Origin of the sequence: Domibacillus aminovorans (genome assembly GCF_001643235.1) — a bacterium.
Classification (GTDB): Bacteria; Bacillota; Bacilli; order Bacillales; family Domibacillaceae; genus Domibacillus; species Domibacillus aminovorans.
In genome coordinates, this window is record NZ_LQWY01000002.1 from 84,310 (window position 1) to 106,105 (window position 21,796).

Annotated in this window: 26 protein-coding genes and 1 riboswitch; of the genes, 18 read left to right on the top strand and 8 right to left on the bottom strand. The window is 41.6% G+C overall.

The genetic code is table 11. The features are described 5' to 3' along the window. The first annotated feature begins 17 nt into the window (after positions 1 to 17). The 12 genes from gcvH (at position 18) to sufB (ending at position 9,843) form a co-directional block, all read left to right on the top strand. Complete coding sequence (gcvH, locus tag AWH49_RS01040) at positions 18 to 401, top strand: glycine cleavage system protein GcvH (protein WP_063964374.1); 384 nt, start codon at positions 18 to 20, stop codon at positions 399 to 401. Positions 402 to 495: 94 nt separating this feature from the next. Further along, entirely contained in the window at positions 496 to 852 is a 357-nt protein-coding gene (locus tag AWH49_RS01045) for a ribonuclease M5 (protein ID WP_211268369.1), read from the top strand. Positions 853 to 854: 2 nt separating this feature from the next. Then, positions 855 to 1,163 (top strand): thioredoxin family protein, encoded by a 309-nt coding sequence (locus AWH49_RS01050; RefSeq protein ID WP_063964375.1) that lies wholly within the window; start codon positions 855 to 857, stop codon positions 1,161 to 1,163. Between the two features lie 76 nt (positions 1,164 to 1,239). Beyond that, a riboswitch (SAM riboswitch) is annotated at positions 1,240 to 1,344 on the top strand. A gap of 73 nt (positions 1,345 to 1,417) precedes the next feature. Beyond that, positions 1,418 to 2,443, top strand: a complete 1,026-nt coding sequence (locus tag AWH49_RS01055) for a methionine ABC transporter ATP-binding protein (RefSeq protein WP_063964376.1) — start codon at positions 1,418 to 1,420, stop codon at positions 2,441 to 2,443. Continuing rightward, on the top strand, positions 2,436 to 3,104 hold the full coding sequence (locus AWH49_RS01060) for a methionine ABC transporter permease (RefSeq protein ID WP_034286449.1): 669 nt from the start codon (positions 2,436 to 2,438) through the stop codon (positions 3,102 to 3,104). The genes AWH49_RS01055 and AWH49_RS01060 overlap by 8 nt, the downstream gene beginning before the upstream one ends. A 29-nt stretch (positions 3,105 to 3,133) precedes the next feature. Next, positions 3,134 to 3,985, top strand: a complete 852-nt coding sequence (locus AWH49_RS01065; RefSeq protein ID WP_034286857.1) for a MetQ/NlpA family ABC transporter substrate-binding protein — start codon at positions 3,134 to 3,136, stop codon at positions 3,983 to 3,985. Positions 3,986 to 4,326: 341 nt separating this feature from the next. Continuing rightward, the gene (locus tag AWH49_RS20250; protein WP_169815959.1) at positions 4,327 to 4,488 is read left to right on the top strand and encodes a YuzK family famiily protein; all 162 of its coding nucleotides are present in this window, start codon (positions 4,327 to 4,329) and stop codon (positions 4,486 to 4,488) included. Positions 4,489 to 4,663: 175 nt separating this feature from the next. Next, positions 4,664 to 5,440: a Fe-S cluster assembly ATPase SufC gene (sufC, locus tag AWH49_RS01075; RefSeq protein WP_018394330.1), complete on the top strand. Its 777-nt coding sequence runs from the start codon at positions 4,664 to 4,666 to the stop codon at positions 5,438 to 5,440. Positions 5,441 to 5,460: 20 nt separating this feature from the next. Next, positions 5,461 to 6,774 (top strand): Fe-S cluster assembly protein SufD, encoded by a 1,314-nt coding sequence (gene sufD, locus AWH49_RS01080; RefSeq protein ID WP_094777127.1) that lies wholly within the window; start codon positions 5,461 to 5,463, stop codon positions 6,772 to 6,774. After that, positions 6,771 to 8,000 (top strand): cysteine desulfurase, encoded by a 1,230-nt coding sequence (locus AWH49_RS01085; RefSeq protein WP_063964378.1) that lies wholly within the window; start codon positions 6,771 to 6,773, stop codon positions 7,998 to 8,000. The genes sufD and AWH49_RS01085 overlap by 4 nt, the downstream gene beginning before the upstream one ends. Beyond that, a complete protein-coding gene (gene sufU, locus AWH49_RS01090; protein WP_018394327.1) occupies positions 7,990 to 8,424 on the top strand; it encodes a Fe-S cluster assembly sulfur transfer protein SufU in 435 nt (144 codons plus the stop codon). The genes AWH49_RS01085 and sufU overlap by 11 nt, the downstream gene beginning before the upstream one ends. Before the next feature lie 21 nt (positions 8,425 to 8,445). Beyond that, complete coding sequence (gene sufB / locus AWH49_RS01095) at positions 8,446 to 9,843, top strand: Fe-S cluster assembly protein SufB (protein WP_034286446.1); 1,398 nt, start codon at positions 8,446 to 8,448, stop codon at positions 9,841 to 9,843. Positions 9,844 to 9,940: 97 nt separating this feature from the next. On the opposite strand, the gene AWH49_RS01100 is transcribed toward sufB, so the two are convergent. Beyond that, positions 9,941 to 10,237: a tyrosine-type recombinase/integrase gene (locus tag AWH49_RS01100; protein WP_082862621.1), complete on the bottom strand. Its 297-nt coding sequence runs from the start codon at positions 10,235 to 10,237 to the stop codon at positions 9,941 to 9,943. Between the two features lie 158 nt (positions 10,238 to 10,395). Here AWH49_RS01100 and tnpA point away from each other — a divergent pair, with 158 nt between their 5' ends. The 4 genes from tnpA (at position 10,396) to AWH49_RS01120 (ending at position 14,851) form a co-directional block, all read left to right on the top strand. After that, positions 10,396 to 10,794, top strand: coding sequence for an IS200/IS605 family transposase (gene tnpA / locus AWH49_RS01105; RefSeq protein ID WP_063964379.1), 399 nt, complete (start codon positions 10,396 to 10,398; stop codon positions 10,792 to 10,794). A gap of 11 nt (positions 10,795 to 10,805) precedes the next feature. Further along, on the top strand, positions 10,806 to 11,951 hold the full coding sequence (gene tnpB / locus AWH49_RS01110; RefSeq protein WP_063964380.1) for an IS200/IS605 family element RNA-guided endonuclease TnpB: 1,146 nt from the start codon (positions 10,806 to 10,808) through the stop codon (positions 11,949 to 11,951). Between the two features lie 158 nt (positions 11,952 to 12,109). Continuing rightward, positions 12,110 to 13,897, top strand: coding sequence for a sensor domain-containing diguanylate cyclase (locus tag AWH49_RS01115; RefSeq protein WP_082862622.1), 1,788 nt, complete (start codon positions 12,110 to 12,112; stop codon positions 13,895 to 13,897). Between the two features lie 711 nt (positions 13,898 to 14,608). After that, positions 14,609 to 14,851 (top strand): NifU family protein, encoded by a 243-nt coding sequence (locus AWH49_RS01120; RefSeq protein WP_018394311.1) that lies wholly within the window; start codon positions 14,609 to 14,611, stop codon positions 14,849 to 14,851. A 39-nt stretch (positions 14,852 to 14,890) separates the two neighbouring features. Here AWH49_RS01120 and AWH49_RS01125 read toward each other — a convergent pair whose 3' ends face one another. Further along, positions 14,891 to 15,874 (bottom strand): 2-hydroxyacid dehydrogenase, encoded by a 984-nt coding sequence (locus AWH49_RS01125; RefSeq protein ID WP_063964381.1) that lies wholly within the window; start codon positions 15,872 to 15,874, stop codon positions 14,891 to 14,893. Positions 15,875 to 16,021: 147 nt separating this feature from the next. On the opposite strand from AWH49_RS01125, the gene AWH49_RS01130 reads away from it, so the two are divergent. Next, positions 16,022 to 16,504 carry a phosphatidylglycerophosphatase A family protein gene (locus AWH49_RS01130; RefSeq protein ID WP_034286854.1) on the top strand — a complete coding sequence of 161 codons (483 nt, stop codon included), beginning with the start codon at positions 16,022 to 16,024 and terminating at the stop codon, positions 16,502 to 16,504. 59 nt (positions 16,505 to 16,563) lie between these two features. Here AWH49_RS01130 and AWH49_RS01135 read toward each other — a convergent pair whose 3' ends face one another. The 3 genes from AWH49_RS01135 to AWH49_RS01145 form a co-directional block, all read right to left on the bottom strand. Beyond that, positions 16,564 to 18,081 (bottom strand): FAD-dependent oxidoreductase, encoded by a 1,518-nt coding sequence (locus AWH49_RS01135; protein WP_063964382.1) that lies wholly within the window; start codon positions 18,079 to 18,081, stop codon positions 16,564 to 16,566. Between the two features lie 138 nt (positions 18,082 to 18,219). After that, the gene (locus AWH49_RS01140; protein ID WP_018394315.1) at positions 18,220 to 18,987 is read right to left on the bottom strand and encodes a TIGR01457 family HAD-type hydrolase; all 768 of its coding nucleotides are present in this window, start codon (positions 18,985 to 18,987) and stop codon (positions 18,220 to 18,222) included. 12 nt (positions 18,988 to 18,999) lie between these two features. Beyond that, positions 19,000 to 19,440, bottom strand: a complete 441-nt coding sequence (locus AWH49_RS01145; RefSeq protein ID WP_063964383.1) for a DUF86 domain-containing protein — start codon at positions 19,438 to 19,440, stop codon at positions 19,000 to 19,002. A 73-nt stretch (positions 19,441 to 19,513) separates the two neighbouring features. Between AWH49_RS01145 and AWH49_RS01150 the strand changes: the two genes are divergently transcribed. Next, the gene (locus tag AWH49_RS01150) at positions 19,514 to 19,780 is read left to right on the top strand and encodes a DUF3055 domain-containing protein (protein WP_018394317.1); all 267 of its coding nucleotides are present in this window, start codon (positions 19,514 to 19,516) and stop codon (positions 19,778 to 19,780) included. A 115-nt stretch (positions 19,781 to 19,895) separates the two neighbouring features. Here the strand turns inward: AWH49_RS01150 and AWH49_RS01155 are convergent, their stop codons facing one another. The 3 genes from AWH49_RS01155 to AWH49_RS20575 form a co-directional block, all read right to left on the bottom strand. Next, positions 19,896 to 20,183, bottom strand: coding sequence for a YutD family protein (locus AWH49_RS01155; protein WP_018394318.1), 288 nt, complete (start codon positions 20,181 to 20,183; stop codon positions 19,896 to 19,898). Continuing rightward, positions 20,180 to 21,094 (bottom strand): lipoyl synthase, encoded by a 915-nt coding sequence (gene lipA, locus AWH49_RS01160; RefSeq protein ID WP_018394319.1) that lies wholly within the window; start codon positions 21,092 to 21,094, stop codon positions 20,180 to 20,182. The genes AWH49_RS01155 and lipA overlap by 4 nt, the downstream gene beginning before the upstream one ends. A gap of 147 nt (positions 21,095 to 21,241) precedes the next feature. Beyond that, a complete protein-coding gene (locus AWH49_RS20575) occupies positions 21,242 to 21,658 on the bottom strand; it encodes a Na+/H+ antiporter NhaC family protein (protein ID WP_244886756.1) in 417 nt (138 codons plus the stop codon). Positions 21,659 to 21,796: the final 138 nt, after the last annotated feature.

The following is a 21,796-nucleotide window of genomic DNA, read 5'->3' on the forward strand; positions in this document are numbered from 1 at the left end:
TCTGGAGGTATAAACAAATGAATGTGCCTAAAGAGCTGCGTTATTCTGAAGAACATGAATGGGTGAAACAAGAAGACGGGAACGTGCGCATCGGCATTACTGATTTTGCGCAATCTGAACTAGGTGATATTGTATTTGTTGAGCTGCCAGCTGTTGGTGATGAAATTAAGGCTGACGAGCCGTTCGGAAGCGTAGAATCCGTTAAAACAGTTTCAGAGTTGTACGCACCGATCAGCGGAAAAGTTATTGAAATCAACGAAGAACTTGAAGACAGTCCTGAGTTCGTAAATGAATCTGCTTACGATAAAGCATGGATGATTTTAATTGAGCCGTCTGATGCGTCACAAATTGACAAATTGATGACAGCAGCGCAGTACGAAGAAAGAGTAAAAGAAGAGTAATTGACGGGCCGGTCCATTGCCGGTCTTTTTTACTTTGCTTTTTTCCCGGAAACAAGTGAAAATAGAGTTAACAACGTGCAGCGGGGTGATGGTGATGATTCTGGAAAAAGCAATTATCGTCGAAGGGTTATCCGATCGTAAACGAGTGGCTGAAATTGTGAAAGAACCGGTAGACATCATTTGTACGAATGGGACGATTGGCATATCGCGTCTAGATGAACTTGTAGATGAATTGTTCGAGCGGGATGTGTACATTTTAGTCGATGCAGATGCATCGGGTGAAAAGCTGCGCCGTCAGTTTAAACGTGAGTTGCCTAATGCCCGTCATCTCTATATTGACCGTAAATATAAAGAAGTCGCTTCTGTCCCTTATCGCGATCTTGCGTCTGTTTTAATGGCGGCGAATATCGATGTACGCGGGGAGTTTTTAGAGAAAGAAGGATTGCCATAACAATGAAAACAATTCAATCAATTTACGATTTTATAGCCGCCCCCAAAGCGGCTTTATATGTGTACACGCCGATGTGCGGCACATGCCAAGTGGCCGGCAGAATGCTTGATATTGTTGAAGCGATGAACATTGATTTGCCGCTTGAGCGGGTTAATTTAAATTATCATGAAGACATTGCCCGCGAATTTGCGATTGAAAGCGTTCCTTGTTTGCTTTTAATGTCAGAAGGAAAACTTAAAAAGAAAATTTACGCTTTTCAGTCGGTTCCCTATATATATGAAGAAATGATGTCTCATTTTCAAATAGGATAAAATTGTAAAAAATATACATTTTTGCTGTTGACATAACTGTCATTCCGGTGGTAGAATCCATTCATATTCATAATAACTCTTATCAAGAGAGGCTGAGGGATGTGCCCGATGAAGCCCGGCAACCATCTTTTTTAGAAAAGGTGCCAAATCACACAAAGCAATGTGCTTCGAGAGATGAGAGAAAGGGAACTTTACGCACTGCCTTTCTGTTATTATCCGCAGACAGGCTTTTTTTGTGAAAAGGAGTTAACAACATGATTTTAATTGAACAGGCAAAGAAAATATTTCAAACAAAAAATGGCCCGGTTACGGCCGTTGACGATATAAATCTTTCCATTTTAGAAGGCGAGATTTTCGGTATGATCGGCTATAGCGGCGCAGGTAAAAGTACGCTTATCCGCATGTTGAACGGCCTTGAGACACCGACGGAAGGATCTGTAACCGTTGCAGGGCGGACGGTATCAAAAATTAAAGGCAGCGAATTACGGAAAGCGCGCCAAGAAATCGGTATGATTTTTCAACACTTCAATTTACTTTGGTCTCGCACAGTGCGCGAAAATATTGCGTTTCCGCTTGAAATTGCGGGCGCGCCAAAAGCGGAACGGGACAAACGTGTGAATGAATTGATCGAGCTTGTCGGTCTTGATGGACGCGGAGACTCCTATCCTTCGCAATTGTCAGGCGGCCAGAAGCAGCGTGTAGGTATCGCTCGGGCACTCGCAAATAACCCGAAAGTATTATTATGTGATGAAGCAACATCGGCGCTTGACCCACAGACGACGGATTCCATCTTAGAATTACTCGTCGATATTAATGAACGCCTCGGGCTGACAATCGTGCTTATTACACATGAAATGCACGTTATCCGCAAAATTTGTCATCGTGTTGCGGTAATGGAAGCGGGTAAAATCGTTGAAATGGGCCCGGTGCTTGATGTATTCCGCCGCCCTGAACAGTTAATTACAAAACGATTTGTCCAGCAGGTGACGGAGCCGGAAGAGTCGAAAGAAACAATCCGTCATTTAGTAGAAGCACACCCAGATGGGAAAATTGTTAAATTAACGTTCGTCGGTGTATCGGCTGAACAGCCGGTCATTACAGAAATTATTCGACGCTTTGATGTCGCGATCAACATTTTGCAAGGGAAAATTTCGCAGACGCAAAATGGTGCATACGGAACATTGTTCGTTCATTTAACCGGTAATGCTTCTGAAGTCGACAAAGCAGTGGCGTTTTTAGATGCGCAGCAAGTAGATTCGGAGGTTATTACGTATGATTGAACAATGGTTTCCAAATGTAGACTGGGAAAAAATGTGGGAAGCGACACTTCAGACGCTTTATATGACGAGTATTTCTGTCGTTATCACATTCGTTCTCGGCCTTTTGCTCGGCTTATTGCTCTTTTTAACATCGAAAGGACAGCTGTGGGAAAATAAAGCGGTCTATGGCATCACGGCGGTTATTGTCAATGTCTTCCGCTCAATTCCATTTATCATTTTAATCGTCCTGCTCATTCCGTTTACGAAAGCGATTATCGGCACGATTATCGGTGAAAATGCGGCGTTGCCGGCACTTATTATCGGAGCGGCCCCATTTTATGCACGTATGGTTGAAATTGCGCTGCGTGAAATTGATAAAGGTGTGATTGAAGCGGCAAGAGCAATGGGGGCATCCACAAGTACGATTATTCGAAAAGTGCTCATCCCAGAATCGTTGCCAGCACTCGTTTCAGGACTCACCGTCACAGCGATTGCCCTTGTGGGTTACACAGCGATGGCGGGTGTCATTGGGGCAGGAGGACTAGGAAATCTCGCCTTTTTAGACGGATTTCAGCGCAGCCGTAATGATGTGACACTGATGGCGACAATCGTTATACTCATTATTGTGTTTATCATTCAGTTTATCGGGGACACGTTCACACGAAAACTGGATAAACGATAAGATAAAATATTTTCAGGAGGAATGACATGATGAAAAAATGGCTTCTCGGGTTTTTAACAGCCGCGATCGTGCTTGCTTTGGCAGCATGCGGAGGTGGGGAAGAATCAACAGATAAAGAAAAAGCAGATTCTGGTACATCAGAAGAGGACAAAACAATTGTTGTAGCGGCAAGTCCCGTACCTCATACAGCTATTTTAGAAGAGGCAAAAGCTGCATTAAAGGAAAAAGGATATACACTTGAAGTAGAAACATTTCAAGACTACGTTTTGCCGAATAAAGTGTTAGATGAAGGAGAAGTGGATGCGAACTACTTCCAACACGTACCTTACCTTGAAGCTCAAAAAAAAGAACATGGCTATGATTTTGTGAACGCTGGGGGTATCCATGTTGAACCTATTGGCGTTTATTCGAAAAAATACAAAAGTTTAAAAGAACTTCCAGATGGAGCGAAAATTATTTTAAGTTCATCTGTTGCGGATCATGGACGTCTTTTGGCCCTTTTTGAAGAAGCAGGATTAATTACATTGAAAGACGGTGTCGTGAAAGAATCAGCCACACTCGATGATATTGCTGAAAACAAAAAGAATTTGAAATTCGACTATGATTATGAACCTGCTTTGCTTCCACAAATTTATAATAACGATGAAGGTGATGCCGTCATGATTAACTCAAACTATGCGGTAGATGCCGGCTTGAACCCACTCGAAGATGCAATTGCTCTTGAAGGAAAAGACTCACCATACGCAAATATTATCGCTGTACGTGCCGGCGATGAAGACAAAGAAAAAATTAAAGCACTTGTTGATGTTCTTCACTCTCAAGAAATTGAAGACTTTATGTTGGAAGAGTGGGGCGGGGCATTCGTACCGGTCAACAAATAAAACGTTAGAAACGCCTGGCTGTGAGTCAGGCGTTTTTTATGCTAAATTTTCAAATAATTGTGAATTCAAGAGGATATCGTTTATATTTTGCGAATGAGGAAATATAGAAGAGTATGCTGGACCTCACAACATGTGAGAGAGACTGAGCCGGGCTCACGGCTTTTGCGTGTCTTACCTGCACACTGCTATTATGAATACCGGAGGAACATTTGGTGCGGAGTGGAATTACTCTAAGCTAGATCACTTTTTGCTCATATAAATGAGCGGAGCATGCCTCCCAAAAAAACGAAAAGGATTGATTCCCTATTAGTAACTCACTGAATATGAAGTACACAGAAGGCATGGAAAAAGCAATGCATGCATCCCACGGCGTAGGCTACGCAGTGTACAGTCAGAAGCATGAAGTGAGAATTGACGTCGAGCAGCAGCGTGAAGAAGAATATCTTACAAGCAGACGCATCGTTGCCGATTTTAACAGCAAACTTACCAATCACTTATCATAACCACATGGAGAGAAGCCGGTGTAAAAAGCCGGTTTTTTTCAATTTATTTGAGAATACTATTTATAAGCAATATCAACTGTTGAATATAAATGCGATTTGTTATAAGATTGTAATGAGAATAAAATGAGAATAGAAACAATCGGTTATTAAAGCCGATGAATACGGAGGGTAAATCATGTCACAATCAACGTTAACAGTTAAAGATCTTCACGTCTCAATTGACGGGAAAGAAATTTTAAAAGGTGTGAACCTAGAAATTAAAGGCGGAGAATTCCACGCGGTTATGGGACCGAATGGAACGGGTAAATCTACTCTTTCATCTGCGATTATGGGTCATCCTAAATATGAAGTTACACAAGGAACGATTACGCTAGACGGTGAAGACGTTCTTGAAATGGAAGTAGATGAGCGCGCACGTGCGGGTCTATTCCTAGGCATGCAATACCCGAGCGAAATTACAGGAGTAACGAATGCCGAATTCCTTCGCTCAGCTGTGAATGCGCGACGCGAAGAAGGCGATGAAATTTCATTGATGAAATTTATTCGTCAGATGGATAGCAACATGGATGTGCTTGAAATGGATCAAGATATGGCACAGCGTTATTTAAACGAAGGTTTCTCCGGCGGTGAGAAAAAACGCAATGAAATTCTTCAATTGATGACAATTAAACCGAAAATCGCGATTCTCGATGAAATTGACTCCGGTCTTGATATTGATGCTTTGAAAGTTGTTTCAAAAGGGATTAACCAAATGCGCGATGAGAGCTTTGGCTGCCTGATTATTACTCATTACCAGCGTCTGCTTGATTACATCACGCCTGACCATGTTCATGTTATGATGCAAGGCCGTGTCGTTAAGTCCGGTGGACCGGAACTGGCGCAGCGCCTCGAAGCAGAAGGATATGACTGGATTAAACAGGAACTTGGCATCGAAGACGAAACGGTACAGTAATCGGAAGGGGCAGGAGGATAATTATGACTGAAACAAAATGGTTGGTTGATGAGTCGGTAATCCGCGACTTTTCAGCTACAAACAACGAACCTGAATGGCTGTTAAATACTCGTCTTGATGCATTTAACAAAGCGGAAGAATTGCCGCTTCCAAAGCCGGATAAAACGAAAATCGATAAATGGAATTTCACACAATTTGGTATTCACAATGTGAATAGTACGCCGTACGCATCGATTGCGGATCTTCCTGAAAAGGCGAAAGTAGTTGTCGGCGAGGATAACACGGTGCAAAACGTATACGTTCAACGAAATGGTGTGCCGTCTATTTTAAATATATCAGCTGAATTGAAAGAAGCAGGCGTTATTTTTACGGATTTTGAGACCGCAGTGAAAGAACATAGCGACCTCGTTCAAAAGTATTTTATGACGCAAGTGGTTAAAGCAGACGAGCATAAATTGACGGCTCTTCATGCAGCGCTTGTGAACGGCGGCGTCTTTTTATATGTACCGAAAAACGTGGAAATTAAAGAACCGGTACAAGCAGTGTTTATTCAGGATGACAAAAACGCGGCAATTTTTAATCATGTTATCGTCGTAGCGGAAGCGAACAGCTCCGTCACGTATGTAGAAAACTACATTTCTACAGTGGAAACAGAAGCAGGCGTTGCGAACATCGTCACAGAAGTAATTGCAGGTGACAATGCCCGCGTTTCATACGGAGCGGTTGATACGCTTGCTGAGAATGTAACAGTATATGTAAATCGACGCGGTGTGACAGCTCCTCATGCACACATTGAATGGTCACTCGGAAGTATGAACGATGGCGATACGGTTTCCGAAAATGTAACGAATTTAATCGGCGACGGCTCTTATGCGGATACGAAAATGGTCGTTGTTGGCAGCGGCAAGCAGTCCATGAACTTTACAACGAAAGTCGTTCATTTCGGTAAACATACAGAGGGCTATATTTTGAAGCATGGTGTCATGAAAGATGAAGCGAAGGCAATCTTTAACGGGATTGGTAAAATTGAGCACGGTGCTTCGAAATCAAATGCTGAGCAAGAATCACGCATTCTCATGTTAAGCGAAAAAGCACGCGGCGATGCAAACCCGATTTTGCTCATTGATGAAGATGATGTAACGGCAGGACACGCCGCTTCTGTTGGCCGTGTCGATCCGCTTCAGCTATACTATTTGATGAGTCGCGGTATTACAAAGCGGGAAGCAGAACGTCTTGTCATTCATGGATTCCTGGCACCAGTTGTCAACAAATTGCCAATCGAAAACGTGAAGAAACAACTAAAAGGCATTATTGAAGGGAAAGTTCGTCAATGAATGCGAAAGAACTGAAAAAGTACTTTCCCATTCTGGATCAAGAAGTAAACGGTCATCCACTCGTTTATCTTGACAGTGCGGCAACATCTCAAAAACCGCTCCAAGTCATTGAAGCAATTAGTGACTATTACCGAACGTCGAATGCGAACGTCCATCGCGGCGTTCATACACTCGGCAACCGGGCAACGGATTTATATGAAGGTGCGCGTGATAAAGTACGCCGATTCATCAATGCGGGATCAACGAAAGAAATCATCTTTTTGCGTGGGACAACGACGGCACTTAACCTCGTTGCCGAGAGCTATGGACGTGCCAATGTAGGAGAAGGCGACGAAATTGTTATTACTTACATGGAACATCATTCGAATATTATTCCGTGGCAGCAGCTGGCGAAATATACAGGTGCTACGCTGAAATATATACCAATGCAAGAAGACGGAACGATTTCATTGGAAGATGTGCGGGCAACTGTTACGTCCAACACGAAAATTGTTTCTGTCATGATGGTATCAAATGTACTTGGTACGATTAACCCGATTGCGGATATTACGAAAATTGCCCATGAACATGGAGCTGTAATGGTTGTAGATGCAGCACAGGCTGCGCCGCATATTCATATTGATGTACAAAAGCTCAATTGTGACTTTCTTGCTTTTTCTGGCCATAAAATGTGCGGACCGACTGGTATTGGCGTATTATATGGGAAAGAGCAACTACTCGATAACATGGAGCCGATCGAATTTGGCGGCGAAATGATTGACTTCGTTGGTCTTTATGAATCAACATGGAAAGAACTTCCGTGGAAATTTGAAGGCGGTACACCCATTATTGCGGGTGCGATCGGTCTTGGGGCAGCCATCGATTTCTTAAATGAAATTGGCATCGATGCCATTGAACAGCACGAGCATAAACTGGCGTCCTATGCACTTTCAACATTGACGGAAATTTCGGATCTGACCATTTTTGGCCCGAAAAGTGGCCAAGACCGTGCAGGTGTTGTTACGTTTAATTTAGGTGACGTTCATCCACATGACGTGGCGACGGTTCTCGACGCAGAAGGCATTGCTGTACGTGCCGGCCATCACTGTGCACAGCCACTGATGAAATGGTGTGAAGTATCCTCTACAGCACGCGCAAGCTTTTATTTGTACAACACAGAAGAAGATATCGACAGACTTGCCGCCGGTTTGTTAAAAACAAAGGAGTATTTCTCAGATGTCTTTTAATAATTTAGACCAACTGTACCGTCAAGTGATTATGGATCATTACAAGAACCCGCGTAATAAAGGATCGATTGAAGACGGAAGCGTCACAGTTGATATGAATAATCCGACGTGCGGTGACCGTATCCATTTGACGATTAATGTAGAAGACGGGATTGTCACGGATGCGAAATTTGACGGAGAAGGATGCTCGATTTCGATGTCTTCTGCGTCGATGATGACGCAGGCGATTAAAGGAAAAGAGATCGATGAAGCGCTTCGTCTGGCAAACGTTTTTTCAGATATGATGCTCGGCAAAGACTATCCAGAAGACTTAGACCTTGGTGATATCGAAGCACTGCAAGGTGTTGCAAAATTTCCTGCACGTATCAAATGTGCAACATTATCGTGGAAAGCGATGGAAAAAGGGCTTCAACAAGAGAAGTAAAATTGACAGGAGGAATGCAACATGGCAAAAAAAGCCCCTGAAATTGGTGATTACAAGTATGGTTTCCATGACCGTGACGTATCACTATTCCGTTCAGAACGTGGTTTGACGCCGGAAATTGTGAAAGAAATTTCAAAAATGAAAGAAGAACCAGAGTGGATGCTTGATTTCCGTTTGAAATCACTGGACCATTTTTATAAAATGCCAATGCCTCAATGGGGCGGCGATATGTCCTCTTTGAATTTTGATGAAATTACGTACTATGTAAAGCCATCTGAAAAATCAGAGCGTTCATGGGATGAAGTACCGGAAGAAATCAAGCAAACGTTTGATAAACTTGGTATTCCAGAAGCAGAGCAAAAATATCTTGCTGGTGTATCTGCTCAGTACGAATCAGAAGTTGTGTACCACAACATGAAAGAAGAGCTAGAAGACATGGGTATCGTCTTTAAAGACACAGATTCTGCTTTGAAAGAAAACGAAGATATTTTCCGCAAGTACTGGGCGAAGCTTATTCCGCCGACAGATAATAAGTTCGCAGCGTTAAACTCCGCTGTTTGGTCAGGTGGTTCTTTCATTTACGTACCACCTGGTATAAAAATGGATACGCCACTTCAAGCGTACTTCCGCATTAACTCAGAAAACATGGGTCAGTTCGAACGGACGCTCATTATTGTTGATAAAGAAGCAAGCGTGCATTACGTAGAAGGATGTACGGCACCGGTTTATACAACGAACTCACTTCACTCGGCTGTCGTTGAAATTTTCGTTGAAGCGGGCGGATACTGTCGATATACGACAATTCAAAACTGGGCAAACAATGTGTATAACCTTGTAACAAAACGTGCGATATGTGAAGCAAATGCGACAATGGAATGGGTCGATGGCAACATTGGATCAAAATTAACGATGAAATATCCAGCTGTTATTTTAAAAGGTGAAGGTGCGCGCGGCATGACATTATCCATTGCCCTAGCCGGTAAAGGACAGCATCAAGATGCCGGTGCAAAAATGACTCATTTAGCACCAAATACATCATCAACGATCGTATCAAAATCTATCTCGAAACAAGGCGGTAAAGTAACATACCGTGGAATCGTTCACTTCGGACGTAAAGCGGATGGGGCACGTTCAAATATCGAGTGTGATACGTTGATCCTGGATAACAAATCAACATCTGATACTATTCCATATAACGAAATTTTGAACGATAACATTTCACTTGAGCACGAAGCGAAAGTGTCAAAAGTATCCGAAGAGCAGCTATTCTACTTGATGAGCCGCGGTATTTCACAAGAAGAAGCAACTGAAATGATCGTAATGGGCTTCATCGAGCCGTTCACAAAAGAACTGCCAATGGAATATGCCGTTGAAATGAACCGTCTGATCAAATTTGAAATGGAAGGGTCAATAGGATAACCCCGAAAAACCCTTTATATATCAAGGTTTTAAAAGAAGACGAACATCGATAAGATAGCCGCGTACCAAGAATGTACCAAGTCTGGTGAGACTACTATCATTCAAGTACATGAGCGGCGAACTTATCGAGTTCGTCTTTTTCTATTTTCTCGGTGATGTGTAAATAATCAGCGGTTGTCGTAATTTTTTCATGACCAAGACGTGCAGCTACATATTTCAATGATGCGCCTGATTCAAGCAGCAGGACTGCGTGTGTATGACGGAAGACGTGCGTGCCTCTATATTCAACGCCAGCTTTATTACATAATTGAACCAGTGTCTCACGAATAACGGAAGGTACATAGTAATTGCCACTTGTTTGCTGGATAACCAAGTTGTCTGGGTTTTTTATCATTTTCCGACAGAAGACTCCCTCTTCAATCGTGTGAAGGGCGAAGCCCAATGATAAGGGGGAGATGAATGTCGGTTAGGCGATAGCCTAAAGGTATTTCTTGTCAATCATTTTCGAATGAAATATAATCAGTCTTAATAAACATAAGGACTGTTATAACAATGAAATTAGACAGTAACAATCATTCAGTGTTCTTGTTGCATTATCATCTTGTGTTGATCGTAAAATATAGAAGAAGTGTCATAGACGACAACATTTCAGACTATGCAAAAGGCAAGTTTGTATCGTTAGGTAAGAAATACAATATCTCTTTGTTGGAGTGGAATCACGATGAAGACCATATTCACATTCTTTTCAAGGCACACCCGAATACAGAATTATCAAAGTTCATCAACGCCTACAAAAGTGCAAGTTCTCGACTGATTAAAAAAGATTTTCCACAAGTGAGAAAAAGGCTATGGAAAGAAATGTTTTGGTCAAGAAGTTTCTGCTTGCTGACAACAGGCGGTTCTCCTATTGATGTCGTCAGAAAATATATTGAAAATCAAGGTATAAAGTGAGGTGAAAAGCAATGCTAGTCAACAAAGCATACAAGTTCCGCATCTATCCAAACAAAGAACAAGAAATTCTCATTGCGAAAACGATTGGTTGTTCACGATTCATCTTCAATCATTTTCTTGCAAAATGGAATGACGCATACAAAGAAACAGGAATAGGATTGTCTTATGGTTCTTGTTCTGCTGAACTACCTTCCCTTAAAAAAGAGCTAGAGTGGTTGAAAGAAGTAGACAGCATTGCGATTCAATCCTCATTGAAAAATCTTGCTGATTCGTACTCTCGCTTTTTCAAGAAACAAAACAACGCACCACGTTTCAAGTCTAAAAAGAACAACGTCCAGTCTTATACGACGAAACAGACAAACCGGAATATAGCTGTTTTGGATAAGCATATTAAATTGCCCAAACTTGGACTTGTTCGCTTTGCAAAATCAAGAGAAGTTGAAGGTCGTATTCTAAATGCGACTGTTCGACGCAATCCAAGTGGTAAGTATTTTGTCTCTATCCTTGTCGAAACAGAAGTTGAAGAGAAACCAAAAACAGGTTCATCCGTTGGTATGGATGTTGGATTGAAAGATTTTTCCATTCTTTCAGACGGAACAGTATATAAGAATCCGAAGTTTTTCCGTTCACTTGAAAAGAAATTGGCGAAAGAGCAACGTATTCTTTCACGTAGAAAAGAAATGGCCATCAAGCAGAAGCGTAAGCTGTCTGAATCAAAGAATTATCAAAAACAACGCATAAAAGTAGTTCGTATTCATGAACGAATGGTCAACTCACGCACCGACTACTTGCACAAAATCAGTACCGAGATCATTAAAAACCACGATGTAATCGGCATTGAAGATTTGCAGGTGTCGAATATGTTAAAGAATCACAAGTTAGCAAAAGCGATCAGTGAAGTATCCTGGTCGCAATTTAGAACGATGCTTGAGTACAAAGCAAAATGGTACGGAAAACAGGTTGTTGTGGTCGGAAAAACATTCGCCTCAAGTCAGCTTTGTTCGATTTGTGGATACAAAAACAAAGACGTTAAAAATCTCAATTTGCGTGAATGGGATTGTCCAGAATGTCAGACTCATCATGATAGAGATATTAACGCAGGACAAAATCTTAAAAATGAAGCATTAAGACTTCTAACCGCAGGAACTACGGGGTAGCCTAATCAATAACTGACGGATACGTTGGTGATCTTAGGAATCCCCCACTTCAAGCAACTCGTAAGAGTTCTAAGTGGCGGGTGGTTCAAGTTACTTTTCTTTATATTGAGTCTAAAATCTCGGACTAAAAACTTGGAGGGTGGACGAAAACAATTAAGATGAAAAATAGAATAGTAAAAAACGTGACGTTATTTTATTTTTTTATTGCGATCATTTTTACGTTAGTGATACATCTACTTGTACCTTTAGTAAGTCATGCAGCCGAGCTTTCAAAACCTATTGTATTAGGACCGCATTATGATGTTTTTCGTGATCCTTCCAATGATATCAAAATTGATGATATCTTATCCGATGAATATGACAAGTCCTTTGTTGCAAGTACTCAAAACTATTTGTTCTTCTGGCATACTGATGATACGATTTGGCTTAGGCTACATACTGATGAAGTAATACATGACAAGCAAGAGTCATACTGGTTAGAAGCAACAGATAAAATAGATAGTATTGAGATATTTTTGGTGAAAGAGGACGATTCATATGAAATACAAAAAGGTGGAATTTCAAATATAAAAAGTAAAGAAATTCAATTTCGTTCTAATTTGTTTAATATAAACGATTCATCTATAAAAGAAATTTATATTAAATTAGACGGAGTACTACCATTGAATTTGATTTCTTTTCTATATACAACAAATGGATTTGTAGAAAAGATTATAGAGTATAAATTTTTAACAGGAATTTTTTATGGTTTTCTGTCTGCATTATCCATTTATAATTTATTTTTGTTTTTTTCTTTAAAAGAAAAATCTTATTTATACTATGTTTTGTATATGTTGAGCTTTATGTTATTTCAAGCAACTATGAATTCATTTGATATTGAATTAGCAGGCCGATTTTTACCTGAATGGTTTTTTACAAGATCTGTAGTGTTAAGCTGTAATATGTTACTTTTATTTATGATATTATTCGGAAGAGAATTTCTTGAGCTAAAAAAATATTTGCCAAGACATAATCAAATGTTAAAGGTGTCATTATGGATAACGATCTTGTCATTTGTGGCGGTGTTTATCACTCCCGATGTGTCCATTGTCAATAATTTCACAACGATACTTGCGATTGTTGTACTTTCGTTTCTTTGGATTTCAGGATTATGCTTATTGCTAAAAGGACATAACATGGCACGCTTTTATATGGTAGGGTGGACTGTTTTACTTGGTTCCATGATTATTCAAGCATTAGGATTTTTAAGTATTGTTCCATTTCACCCGCGACTATATGAGGATGTTCCTGCAATCGGCGCTATTTTTGAAGCAATATTTTTGTCATTAGCGTTAGGGGATAAAATTAGCATTATTAAAAAAGAGCATCAAGAAATGCAACAAAAGTTAAACGAAACCCTTGAGCATAAAATAAAAGAACGAACGCAGCAATTAGAGAAAGCAAAACTGGAGTTTGAAAATTTAGCGAATACGGATAGACTAACTCAAATACCTAATCGTGTACGATTAGATCATGTCTTGGAAGATGAGTTGAAACGTGCTCAGAATCAGGAAGTACCGCTTTCTATCATATTGTTAGATATTGATCATTTTAAGGCAGTAAATGATGAATTTGGTCATCAAGTAGGTGATATTGTGTTAGTAGATGCAGCTAAGCTATTAAAAGATAATATTAGGGAAATGGATACGATTGGCAGATGGGGAGGCGAGGAATTTTTAGTTATTTGTCCACAAACCACACTAGAAGATGCTTTACAGCTTTCAAAGAAACTTCGTAAAAAATTAGAAAATCATAGTTTCCCAATAGTAGAACGAAAGACGAGTAGCTTTGGAGTCACTTGTTATGCTCAAGGTGATTCATTAAATACTTTGATATCAAGATGTGATAAAGCTTTATACCATGCTAAAGATAAAGGAAGAAACTGTGTTGAATATTTGATAAGATAACGTCGTGCCTGTCACTCCCCGAAAAATTTTGTTTCATATCCATGTTTCACGAGCTTTGGATATAATACTTGTTTTAAAGATGATATAAAAGAACTCATTTACTTATGATAAGGTTCACCTCAATTAATTCTAAAGATAGCCGTAGACTCTATCTATGATGTACACCAACTTTCTGCAAGCTCTTTCCAAGCTGTAGCTCTCTTTTCTTCCGCCCTTTTATTAATACATCCTAAGCTTGAAGTGCTCTTAATTCATGATTTGGACGCTGATTCATTTTGAGGCGTTTTTTGAAGAAACTCAACCAATGTGACTACTTATCGTGATTATCTGATCACTTGATGTCGTTTCTAACCACTCACAATGATTTCTGACCGATCAACAAAAAAGGTCTCCCCATTGCGGGGAGAGATCCTCATTCTATTAACGACATGGCCATATTCTTTTTCAATTCATCCTCCGGCGGTGAGAATATATGGATGTATTTTACTGAACGAGAGATCGGGATTTTTGCGTGACACCACGCCTTGATACTATGTATATGTATCTTTTGAAAACGGTAAATTCACGCGGCCTGCGTAGATTTGTTCTGCTTCATAAACAAAAAGTGATCGATTCTTTTTCATCATTTCCTCTCTTTTTACCGTGATAAATTGCATTTTTTATTTAAAATTATTATAATATGTATATTGATTGGAAAGGAGACGATTATCCATGCAAGTACAAGAACATGAAATGTTCGATGAAGTACAAGTAGTCCTTGATAAATTACGCCCATTTCTGCTTCGTGACGGCGGCGACTGTGAACTCGTTGATGTTGAAGACGGGATCGTAAAACTTCGTCTGCTCGGTGCATGCGGCAGCTGCCCTAGCTCCACGATTACATTGAAAGCTGGGATCGAGCGCGCACTGCTCGAAGAAGTGCCTGGCGTCGTTGAAGTGGAACAAGTTTTTTAATAAAGAAGGAGCTGATCCAATATACGGATCAGCTCTTTTTTAATCGAAGTGCAGTACTTCTTTATTAACGAGCGTCCTTGGGTGACGATTGTCAATAACAGCTTCAATATTCTCGCAACACGTCATCATCATCGTCATGCGTGTCTCTTTTGAAGCGCTTCCTATGTGCGGAAGCGCGACGACGTTTTTCATCGTTAAAAAAGGATGGGCCGCATGAAGCGGTTCTTTATCAAAAACATCGAGTCCCGCTGCTGCAATTTCTTTTGCTTCGAGTGCTTCAATTAGCGCCTGCTCATTTATAATAGGCCCACGGCTCGCGTTAATAAAGATCGCTTCATTTTTCATTTTCTGAAAATGTTCTCGTTGAAACAAACCACGTGTATCGTCGGTGAGCGGCGCCAAACAGATGACAAAGTCCGCTTCCTCAAGCAGTGCGTCAAGTGAACGATATTGCGCGCCAAGCATTTCTTCCGCCACTTCATGACGGTTCCTGTTATGATACAATATATCCATATCAAAGCCCGCTGCCCGTTTCGCCACAGCTGTCCCAATTTTGCCCATGCCCACGATGCCAATTTTTTTATGATGGACATCCGTTCCGACGAGCATCATCGGCGCCCAGCTCGTCCACTTTCCATCTTTCACAAATTCCGCCGCTTCGATTACTCGGCGAGCAGTAGCCAGAAGAAGGGTAAATGTTAGATCTGCTGTCGTATCCGTAAGTACATCCGGTGTATTGCAAATCGATACACCATGCCTGCTTGCTGCATCAAGATCAATATTATCAATGCCAACCGCCATATTCGCAACAACTTTTAACGAGCCGGCTCGTGAAAATAATTCTTCATCCACCACATCTGTAATGACTGTCAGCAGCGCATCCGCTTTTGATACCTTCTCTAGAAGGATCTCTCGTGGAACGGCTTTATCCGCTTCCTTCCACATCTCTACGTCATACTTAATGGCTAGTCGTTCAAAAATCGCATCTGGTACTTGTCTCGTCACATACACAAATGGTTTCATCTGTGCACCTCTTTTCAGATTATTCTATTTTATTGTACCATTTTCATTACGAGTATGGCACAATGAATATGGGTATGAATATATTGTATAAAAATATAATGACGAAAAAAGGTGTGATTCACTTTGTCTTTAGAAAAACAACCTGTAATGAGTATGTCAGAAAAAACAGCGCGCCGCTGGATTGCGGAACGCGGTGTGAAAGTGGAAGATATCGCGGAACTCGTCGTTTACTTGCAACAGCCGTACCATCCGAATTTACGACTGGAAGAAGCAGTTGTACACGTGGAAGCCGTTTTACGAAAACGTGAAGTACAAAATGCCGTGTTAACCGGTATCCAGCTTGATATGCTAGCGGAGAAAAAGATGCTTGAAGAGCCTCTTCAATCGATTATTGAAACCGATGAAAGCTTATATGGGATTGATGAAACAATTGCGACGGCGATCGTGAACGTATACGGAACAATTGGATTAACAAGCTATGGGTTTATCGATAAACAAAAACCTGGTATTTTACAATTGCTAAACGATAAATCAACCGGTCAGGTGCATACGTTTTTAGATGACATTGTCGGTGCAATTGCTGCTGCTGCAGCAAGCAGATTGGCCCACCGCGCAGCGCATACGGAATAAATGATGAAAGGAGCTATCTCATAATAGACAGCTCCTTATTCATTCTCGGAGATGTTTACTCAGCTTTCTCTGTCAAATGGTGCGAGTGGTTTAAGCGCTGGTCCTTCGAGCACTTCGCCGTCATATGAATAGCGCGAGCCATGGCATGGGCAGTCCCATGAACGTTCGGCGTCGTTCCATTCTGTCTCACAGCCCATATGTGTGCACGTCGTATTGACGAGATGACAGTTCCCTTGTTCGTCTTTATATGCACCGGCTTTTTTGCCGTCCACGACGACCAGTCCACCTTCATCCGGCTGCAAGTCATCGACCGTTTTCTCTGATCCTTTCAGCTTTCCGCCGATTAATTCTTTTGCGACTTTTGCATTTTCAGTCACAAATGTTTTCACATCGGCTCGTTTCATTTTTATCCGTTTCGGATCAAACAATTCGGTAAATCGATTTTCTCGGCCCATGACGAGATCACTCATAATATGCGCAGCTATTGTGCCGTTCGTCATTCCCCACTTTGCGTACCCTGTCGCGACGAGAATGTTTTCAGCACCAAAACCGATATACGGCACACGATCCAATGTGATTAAATCTTGTGCCGACCAGCGATACAAAATGTCTTTAACGCCAAAATGAAGCTGCGTAAAGTCGTTTAATTTTTCATAGTGATGCATCGTTTCCTGTTCGCTGCGTCCTGTTGGATGATTCTCACCGCCGACAATCAACAATTTTTCCCCATTTTCCATCGTCGCGTAACGCAATGACCGCGATGGTTTATCCACACTGATGTATATTCCTTCTTCAAGTTCCCTGTCACTTTTCACACCGATCGCATAAGATCGCTCGACATGTAGCTTTGAAAAATATAATCCGTCAAAGTCGTTAAATGGAAAATGAGAGGAAACAATGATCTTTTCGCTTGTCACTTCATATCCATCTGTTGTATGAACTTTATTATTTTCTATTGATTCCGCCCGTGTTTCTTCAAAGATGAGCACTTCATCTGCCATATCCCAAATAAGTGCTTCCAAAAATTTGACTGGATGAAACTGTGCCTGGTCACGCATCACAATGGCTTCTTCTACTTTAAACGGGAGCTTCATCCTTGCTTCCGTTCCCGCAAGTCCCCCGTTAATCCCGAGAATTTCATACGCATCGAGCTCTTTTTCAATTTGCGAAACTGTTTCTTTCGTTTCCGCATACACGTAAGCATCCTGCGTTGTAAAATCACAGTCAATGGACATTTGTTCTGACGTCTTCTTTAAAAAAGCGATCGCTTCTTCTTGTGCTTCATAATATAATCGGGCTTTTTCTTTGCCGATCGTACCGATCAGTTCATCATAAATAAGGCCGTGCTGCGCTGTTACTTTCGCCGTTGTAAAGCCAGTCGTCCCATCTGTCAACCTTCTCGATTCGAGTAAAGCAACCTTTTTTCCTTCTTTCACTAAAAGCCAAGCTGTGATAATTCCCGTCATCCCTCCACCAACGACTGTCACATCAACTGTTACATTTGTAGTTAGCGGTGCAAAAGACAGCGATATCCAATGATCTTTCCAGTACGACTTCGATTTTTTCGGGAGTTGCATGAATACCCTCCTAATAGTGGTCATGCTATCTGTATACCCCCACTCGTCTAACTTTATCCAGTAAAAAAGATAGTTAGCTCATCATAATGAACTAACTATCCACTAATTTATTATCTAAGTTTAAGTAATCACTGTTTCTTAAATAGGCCATTCATTTAAATTTTGAGTCGTGTGAGTTGGCTTGATTTCGTAGCGGTCAAGATGGTGTGGCTGTGTAACACCTGTGTAGACGAGCAATGTATCGATGCCAATGCCAATACCTGCACGTATATCCGTATCATAGTAATCGCCGACCATAATTGTTTCTTCTTTCGTTGTGCCGAGAACTTCAAGTGCCTGCTCCATAATAACTGGTTCCGGTTTGCCAATGAAGACAGGCTGCGTTTCTGTTGAGACCGTCACAACAGATGTAAGCGAGCCATTGCCAGGCAGGAAGCCGCGCTCTGTCGGAATGGCGATGTCGCCGTTTGTCGATATGAATCGAGCACCGTTTCGGACAGACAGACATGCACCTGCGAGTTTTTCATATGTAAGGCCTCTGTCAATACCTGTCACAACGTAATCTGGGTTTTCATGAGTAACAACCTCTAATCCTTTATCCGCAAGTGCTTCAAGAATTCCATCTTCGCCGATCACATATACGGATGCGCCCGGTTTTTCATCGTGAATAAACTGAGCTGTCGCCCGTGACGTTGTAAACACGTTTTCCGGCGTCGTATGAATACCCATTTTCACAAGTTTATCCGCCACCTGCTTCGGCGTGCGTGATGAGTTATTCGTAATGAACAAATACGGGATGTTCGCCGCATTCAATCGATCAATAAACTCTGGAGCACCTGGAATAATGTCCGTACCGAGATACATCGTTCCATCTAAATCAATTAAATACCCTTTATATTTTGTCAATTTTCTCTCTCCTCACTCAGGTAAAAATGCGGAAACGGGCCCTAGTTCGTTTTCTAGATACGCACGGACTCGTTTCGGAAAATCAATCAATTCTTTTTTATTCGCGATTAACAGCGCCGCCATTTCATCATGTGAAATATCGGTGTAGTCGCGGACGAGCGTTTTGCGAAGACCGATCACATCTTTCAGTGGTATAGCCTGCTCTGGCGCAATAACTTTTTCATCATTCAGAATATCAATGATGTCTTCGTAGCTGCCGGGGTCACGCATAATAAAACCATCGATCATCGCGTTGCCGACATCGATGATCGATTCAACGATTCTTTGCGCAAGGCGTTCAAGCGCCGCCCGTTCAAGCGGTGTTACCCATACCGAGTGTTGCTCAAAAAGGGTCAATTGCTCTTCCATAAAGCGGAGTGTTGCTTCCATTTTTTTTCGGTCAATAAAATACACAAGCATCCATCCTTTCCGCTCTTATTGTAACATGTGATACAATGGTTGAAAATGAACGAGTGGAGGACCACCGATGAGTGAACGCTTTTTTCTTTACGATGAAATGGACACGACGACGACGCGTTTCGTCAGTTTTGCTGGTGACCATGCGAGATATGATCTTGCCTTGATGCAAACGGACCGCTACTACGGAAAGCGGATCGTTATAAACTTACAAGGAAACAAGTATGCGATTATTGGCCGCGATGATTTGGACGAGCCCGGCTATATTGAGTATGCATTTGATTTGAGCGAGGAAGAAGCAGCCGAATTAAAAGAATTTTTGTATGAAGTCATTTAATGATGAAGCTTTGTTCATTGCGGACAGGGTCTTTTTTCTTGATTAGCTCCTATTTTCATAGATTCGCGCACATTAGCAATTTTGTACACAAAAAACCGGCTTCATCGGCCGGTTTTTATTTTGCACTTGAGACGGGCAGCTTTTTTAAAATAAAATAGCCGCAGCCAAAGTTGCAGTATTCGAGTAAGTAATCCCGTATAGTAGAATATTTATTATCATATGATGCTTTTTTGTTGCCGTCGTCGAAGAATCCTTTTAGCCGCAGTTGGCCGTAGCCCCAGTCGCCGACAATGAAATCATATTTGGATAAAATGTCACTATAGCGGGCGCGGAAGGCTTCGTCGTTAAAACCATCCATCCGCTCTTCAATGAGGTCATAGGTATCATTTTGAATGGTAATCATTTTGCTGCCTGCGCCTCGCCTTTTTCATGTCTCGCTTTTGCTGCTGCATTTACTTGTTCATCGGCATGGTAAGAAGAACGCACCATTGGACCCGCTTCACAGTGACTGAATCCTTTTGTCATCGCGATTTCACGCAGCTCTGCAAATTCGTTCGGATGATAATATTTCACGACTTTCAAATGTTTTTTCGATGGCTGTAAGTACTGGCCGATCGTCATTATATCCACATTGTTCGCACGAAGGTCATCCATTACTTCGATGATTTCTTCTTTTGTTTCGCCGAGACCGATCATTAAGCTTGATTTCGTCGGGATCTCTGGCTGCATTTCTTTCGCTCTGCGCAAAAATTCGAGTGAGCGGTCATACTTCGCGCGTGCACGAACTCTCGGTGTCAAACGGCGCACTGTTTCGATATTATGATTTAAAATATCCGGTTTTGCATCCATAAGCATTTGCAGATTTTCTTCAATGCCCCCCATGTCAGATGGCAAGACTTCGATCGATGTAAACGGATTTTTCCGACGAATTGCCCGAACCGTTTCCGCAAAGACGTAAGCGCCGCCATCTTTTAAGTCATCACGGGCTACTGCTGTGACTACTACATGCTTTAAATTCATTTGCACAACAGAATCTGCTACGCGTTCCGGTTCTTCTAAATCAAGCTCTGTTGGAAGACCTGTTTTCACAGCACAAAAACGGCATGCACGCGTGCAGACACTGCCCAGAATCATAAAGGTTGCGGTACGGCGAACAGCCCAGCATTCGTGAATGTTTGGACATTTTGCTTCTTCACAAACGGTATGTAATTGCTTTTCGCGCATCATTTTCTTCAAACCTGTATAGTTTTCGTTCGTGTTCAATTTTATTTTTAACCATTCCGGTTTACGCAAATATTCTTCTTTTGTGCTCATTTGCTTCATCTCCAATCATTGGACAATATAAGGCTAACTCTATCATAATTACTAACTAAATAAAAGCCGAACTGCCTATAACAGACATCCCTGGCTTCTTTCATTAATAAGACCCTTCTGTATGATACAAGCAGGCAAGAGAATATATTACTGATTAGCTACTTTTTTCTTTTTCAAGGAAAATGCAATCGCACCGAGCAATGCAAATGTGACGAACAGTCCTGCAAATGTGCTGCCCGTAAAACCAAGCATAAGGTAGCCGATCATCGCAATGACCGCCGAAAGAAGTGCATACGGAATTTGCGTCATTACGTGATCGATATGGTTACTACCAGCACCCGTTGAGGACAAAATGATTGTGTCGTGAATTGGCGAGCAATGGTCTCCAAATACCGAATCTGCTAGTACAGCTGGAATTTTACGTCCATGAAAAACGACCTCGCCCGTTTGAATCGCACGATCTTCATGCTTTTTCATCGGACCAAAATCTCTGTTCAACAGCGCAACAACGAATACCATACCAAGTACCGCCCAGATGTAATAATTCATCGGTATCATTTGCATATATGCTGATAAATCTCCACTTGATAAGCTGTCAATATGCCCCGGTCAAGCCGATAATGTAGAACCCCAGCTTGAAACCGGCGCGACTACACAAACCGGTACAGATGTTGAATCGATAATATAGGCAAGTTTCGTACG

What these genes read in the sequence shown, in the direction of transcription:
- gcvH (WP_063964374.1), top strand. Translation starts at nt 18, where the DNA reads ATGAATGTGCCTAAAGAGCTGCGTTATTCTGAAGAACATGAATGGGTG.
- AWH49_RS01045 (WP_211268369.1), top strand. Translation starts at nt 496, where the DNA reads ATGATTCTGGAAAAAGCAATTATCGTCGAAGGGTTATCCGATCGTAAA.
- AWH49_RS01050 (WP_063964375.1), top strand. Translation starts at nt 855, where the DNA reads ATGAAAACAATTCAATCAATTTACGATTTTATAGCCGCCCCCAAAGCG.
- AWH49_RS01055 (WP_063964376.1), top strand. Translation starts at nt 1,418, where the DNA reads ATGATTTTAATTGAACAGGCAAAGAAAATATTTCAAACAAAAAATGGC.
- AWH49_RS01060 (WP_034286449.1), top strand. Translation starts at nt 2,436, where the DNA reads ATGATTGAACAATGGTTTCCAAATGTAGACTGGGAAAAAATGTGGGAA.
- AWH49_RS01065 (WP_034286857.1), top strand. Translation starts at nt 3,134, where the DNA reads ATGAAAAAATGGCTTCTCGGGTTTTTAACAGCCGCGATCGTGCTTGCT.
- AWH49_RS20250 (WP_169815959.1), top strand. Translation starts at nt 4,327, where the DNA reads ATGGAAAAAGCAATGCATGCATCCCACGGCGTAGGCTACGCAGTGTAC.
- sufC (WP_018394330.1), top strand. Translation starts at nt 4,664, where the DNA reads ATGTCACAATCAACGTTAACAGTTAAAGATCTTCACGTCTCAATTGAC.
- AWH49_RS01085 (WP_063964378.1), top strand. Translation starts at nt 6,771, where the DNA reads ATGAATGCGAAAGAACTGAAAAAGTACTTTCCCATTCTGGATCAAGAA.
- sufU (WP_018394327.1), top strand. Translation starts at nt 7,990, where the DNA reads ATGTCTTTTAATAATTTAGACCAACTGTACCGTCAAGTGATTATGGAT.
- sufB (WP_034286446.1), top strand. Translation starts at nt 8,446, where the DNA reads ATGGCAAAAAAAGCCCCTGAAATTGGTGATTACAAGTATGGTTTCCAT.
- AWH49_RS01100 (WP_082862621.1), bottom strand. Translation starts at nt 10,237, where the DNA reads ATGATAAAAAACCCAGACAACTTGGTTATCCAGCAAACAAGTGGCAAT.
- tnpA (WP_063964379.1), top strand. Translation starts at nt 10,396, where the DNA reads ATGAAATTAGACAGTAACAATCATTCAGTGTTCTTGTTGCATTATCAT.
- tnpB (WP_063964380.1), top strand. Translation starts at nt 10,806, where the DNA reads ATGCTAGTCAACAAAGCATACAAGTTCCGCATCTATCCAAACAAAGAA.
- AWH49_RS01115 (WP_082862622.1), top strand. Translation starts at nt 12,110, where the DNA reads ATGAAAAATAGAATAGTAAAAAACGTGACGTTATTTTATTTTTTTATT.
- AWH49_RS01120 (WP_018394311.1), top strand. Translation starts at nt 14,609, where the DNA reads ATGCAAGTACAAGAACATGAAATGTTCGATGAAGTACAAGTAGTCCTT.
- AWH49_RS01125 (WP_063964381.1), bottom strand. Translation starts at nt 15,874, where the DNA reads ATGAAACCATTTGTGTATGTGACGAGACAAGTACCAGATGCGATTTTT.
- AWH49_RS01130 (WP_034286854.1), top strand. Translation starts at nt 16,022, where the DNA reads ATGAGTATGTCAGAAAAAACAGCGCGCCGCTGGATTGCGGAACGCGGT.
- AWH49_RS01135 (WP_063964382.1), bottom strand. Translation starts at nt 18,081, where the DNA reads ATGCAACTCCCGAAAAAATCGAAGTCGTACTGGAAAGATCATTGGATA.
- AWH49_RS01150 (WP_018394317.1), top strand. Translation starts at nt 19,514, where the DNA reads ATGAGTGAACGCTTTTTTCTTTACGATGAAATGGACACGACGACGACG.
- AWH49_RS01155 (WP_018394318.1), bottom strand. Translation starts at nt 20,183, where the DNA reads ATGATTACCATTCAAAATGATACCTATGACCTCATTGAAGAGCGGATG.
- lipA (WP_018394319.1), bottom strand. Translation starts at nt 21,094, where the DNA reads ATGAGCACAAAAGAAGAATATTTGCGTAAACCGGAATGGTTAAAAATA.
- AWH49_RS20575 (WP_244886756.1), bottom strand. Translation starts at nt 21,658, where the DNA reads ATGCAAATGATACCGATGAATTATTACATCTGGGCGGTACTTGGTATG.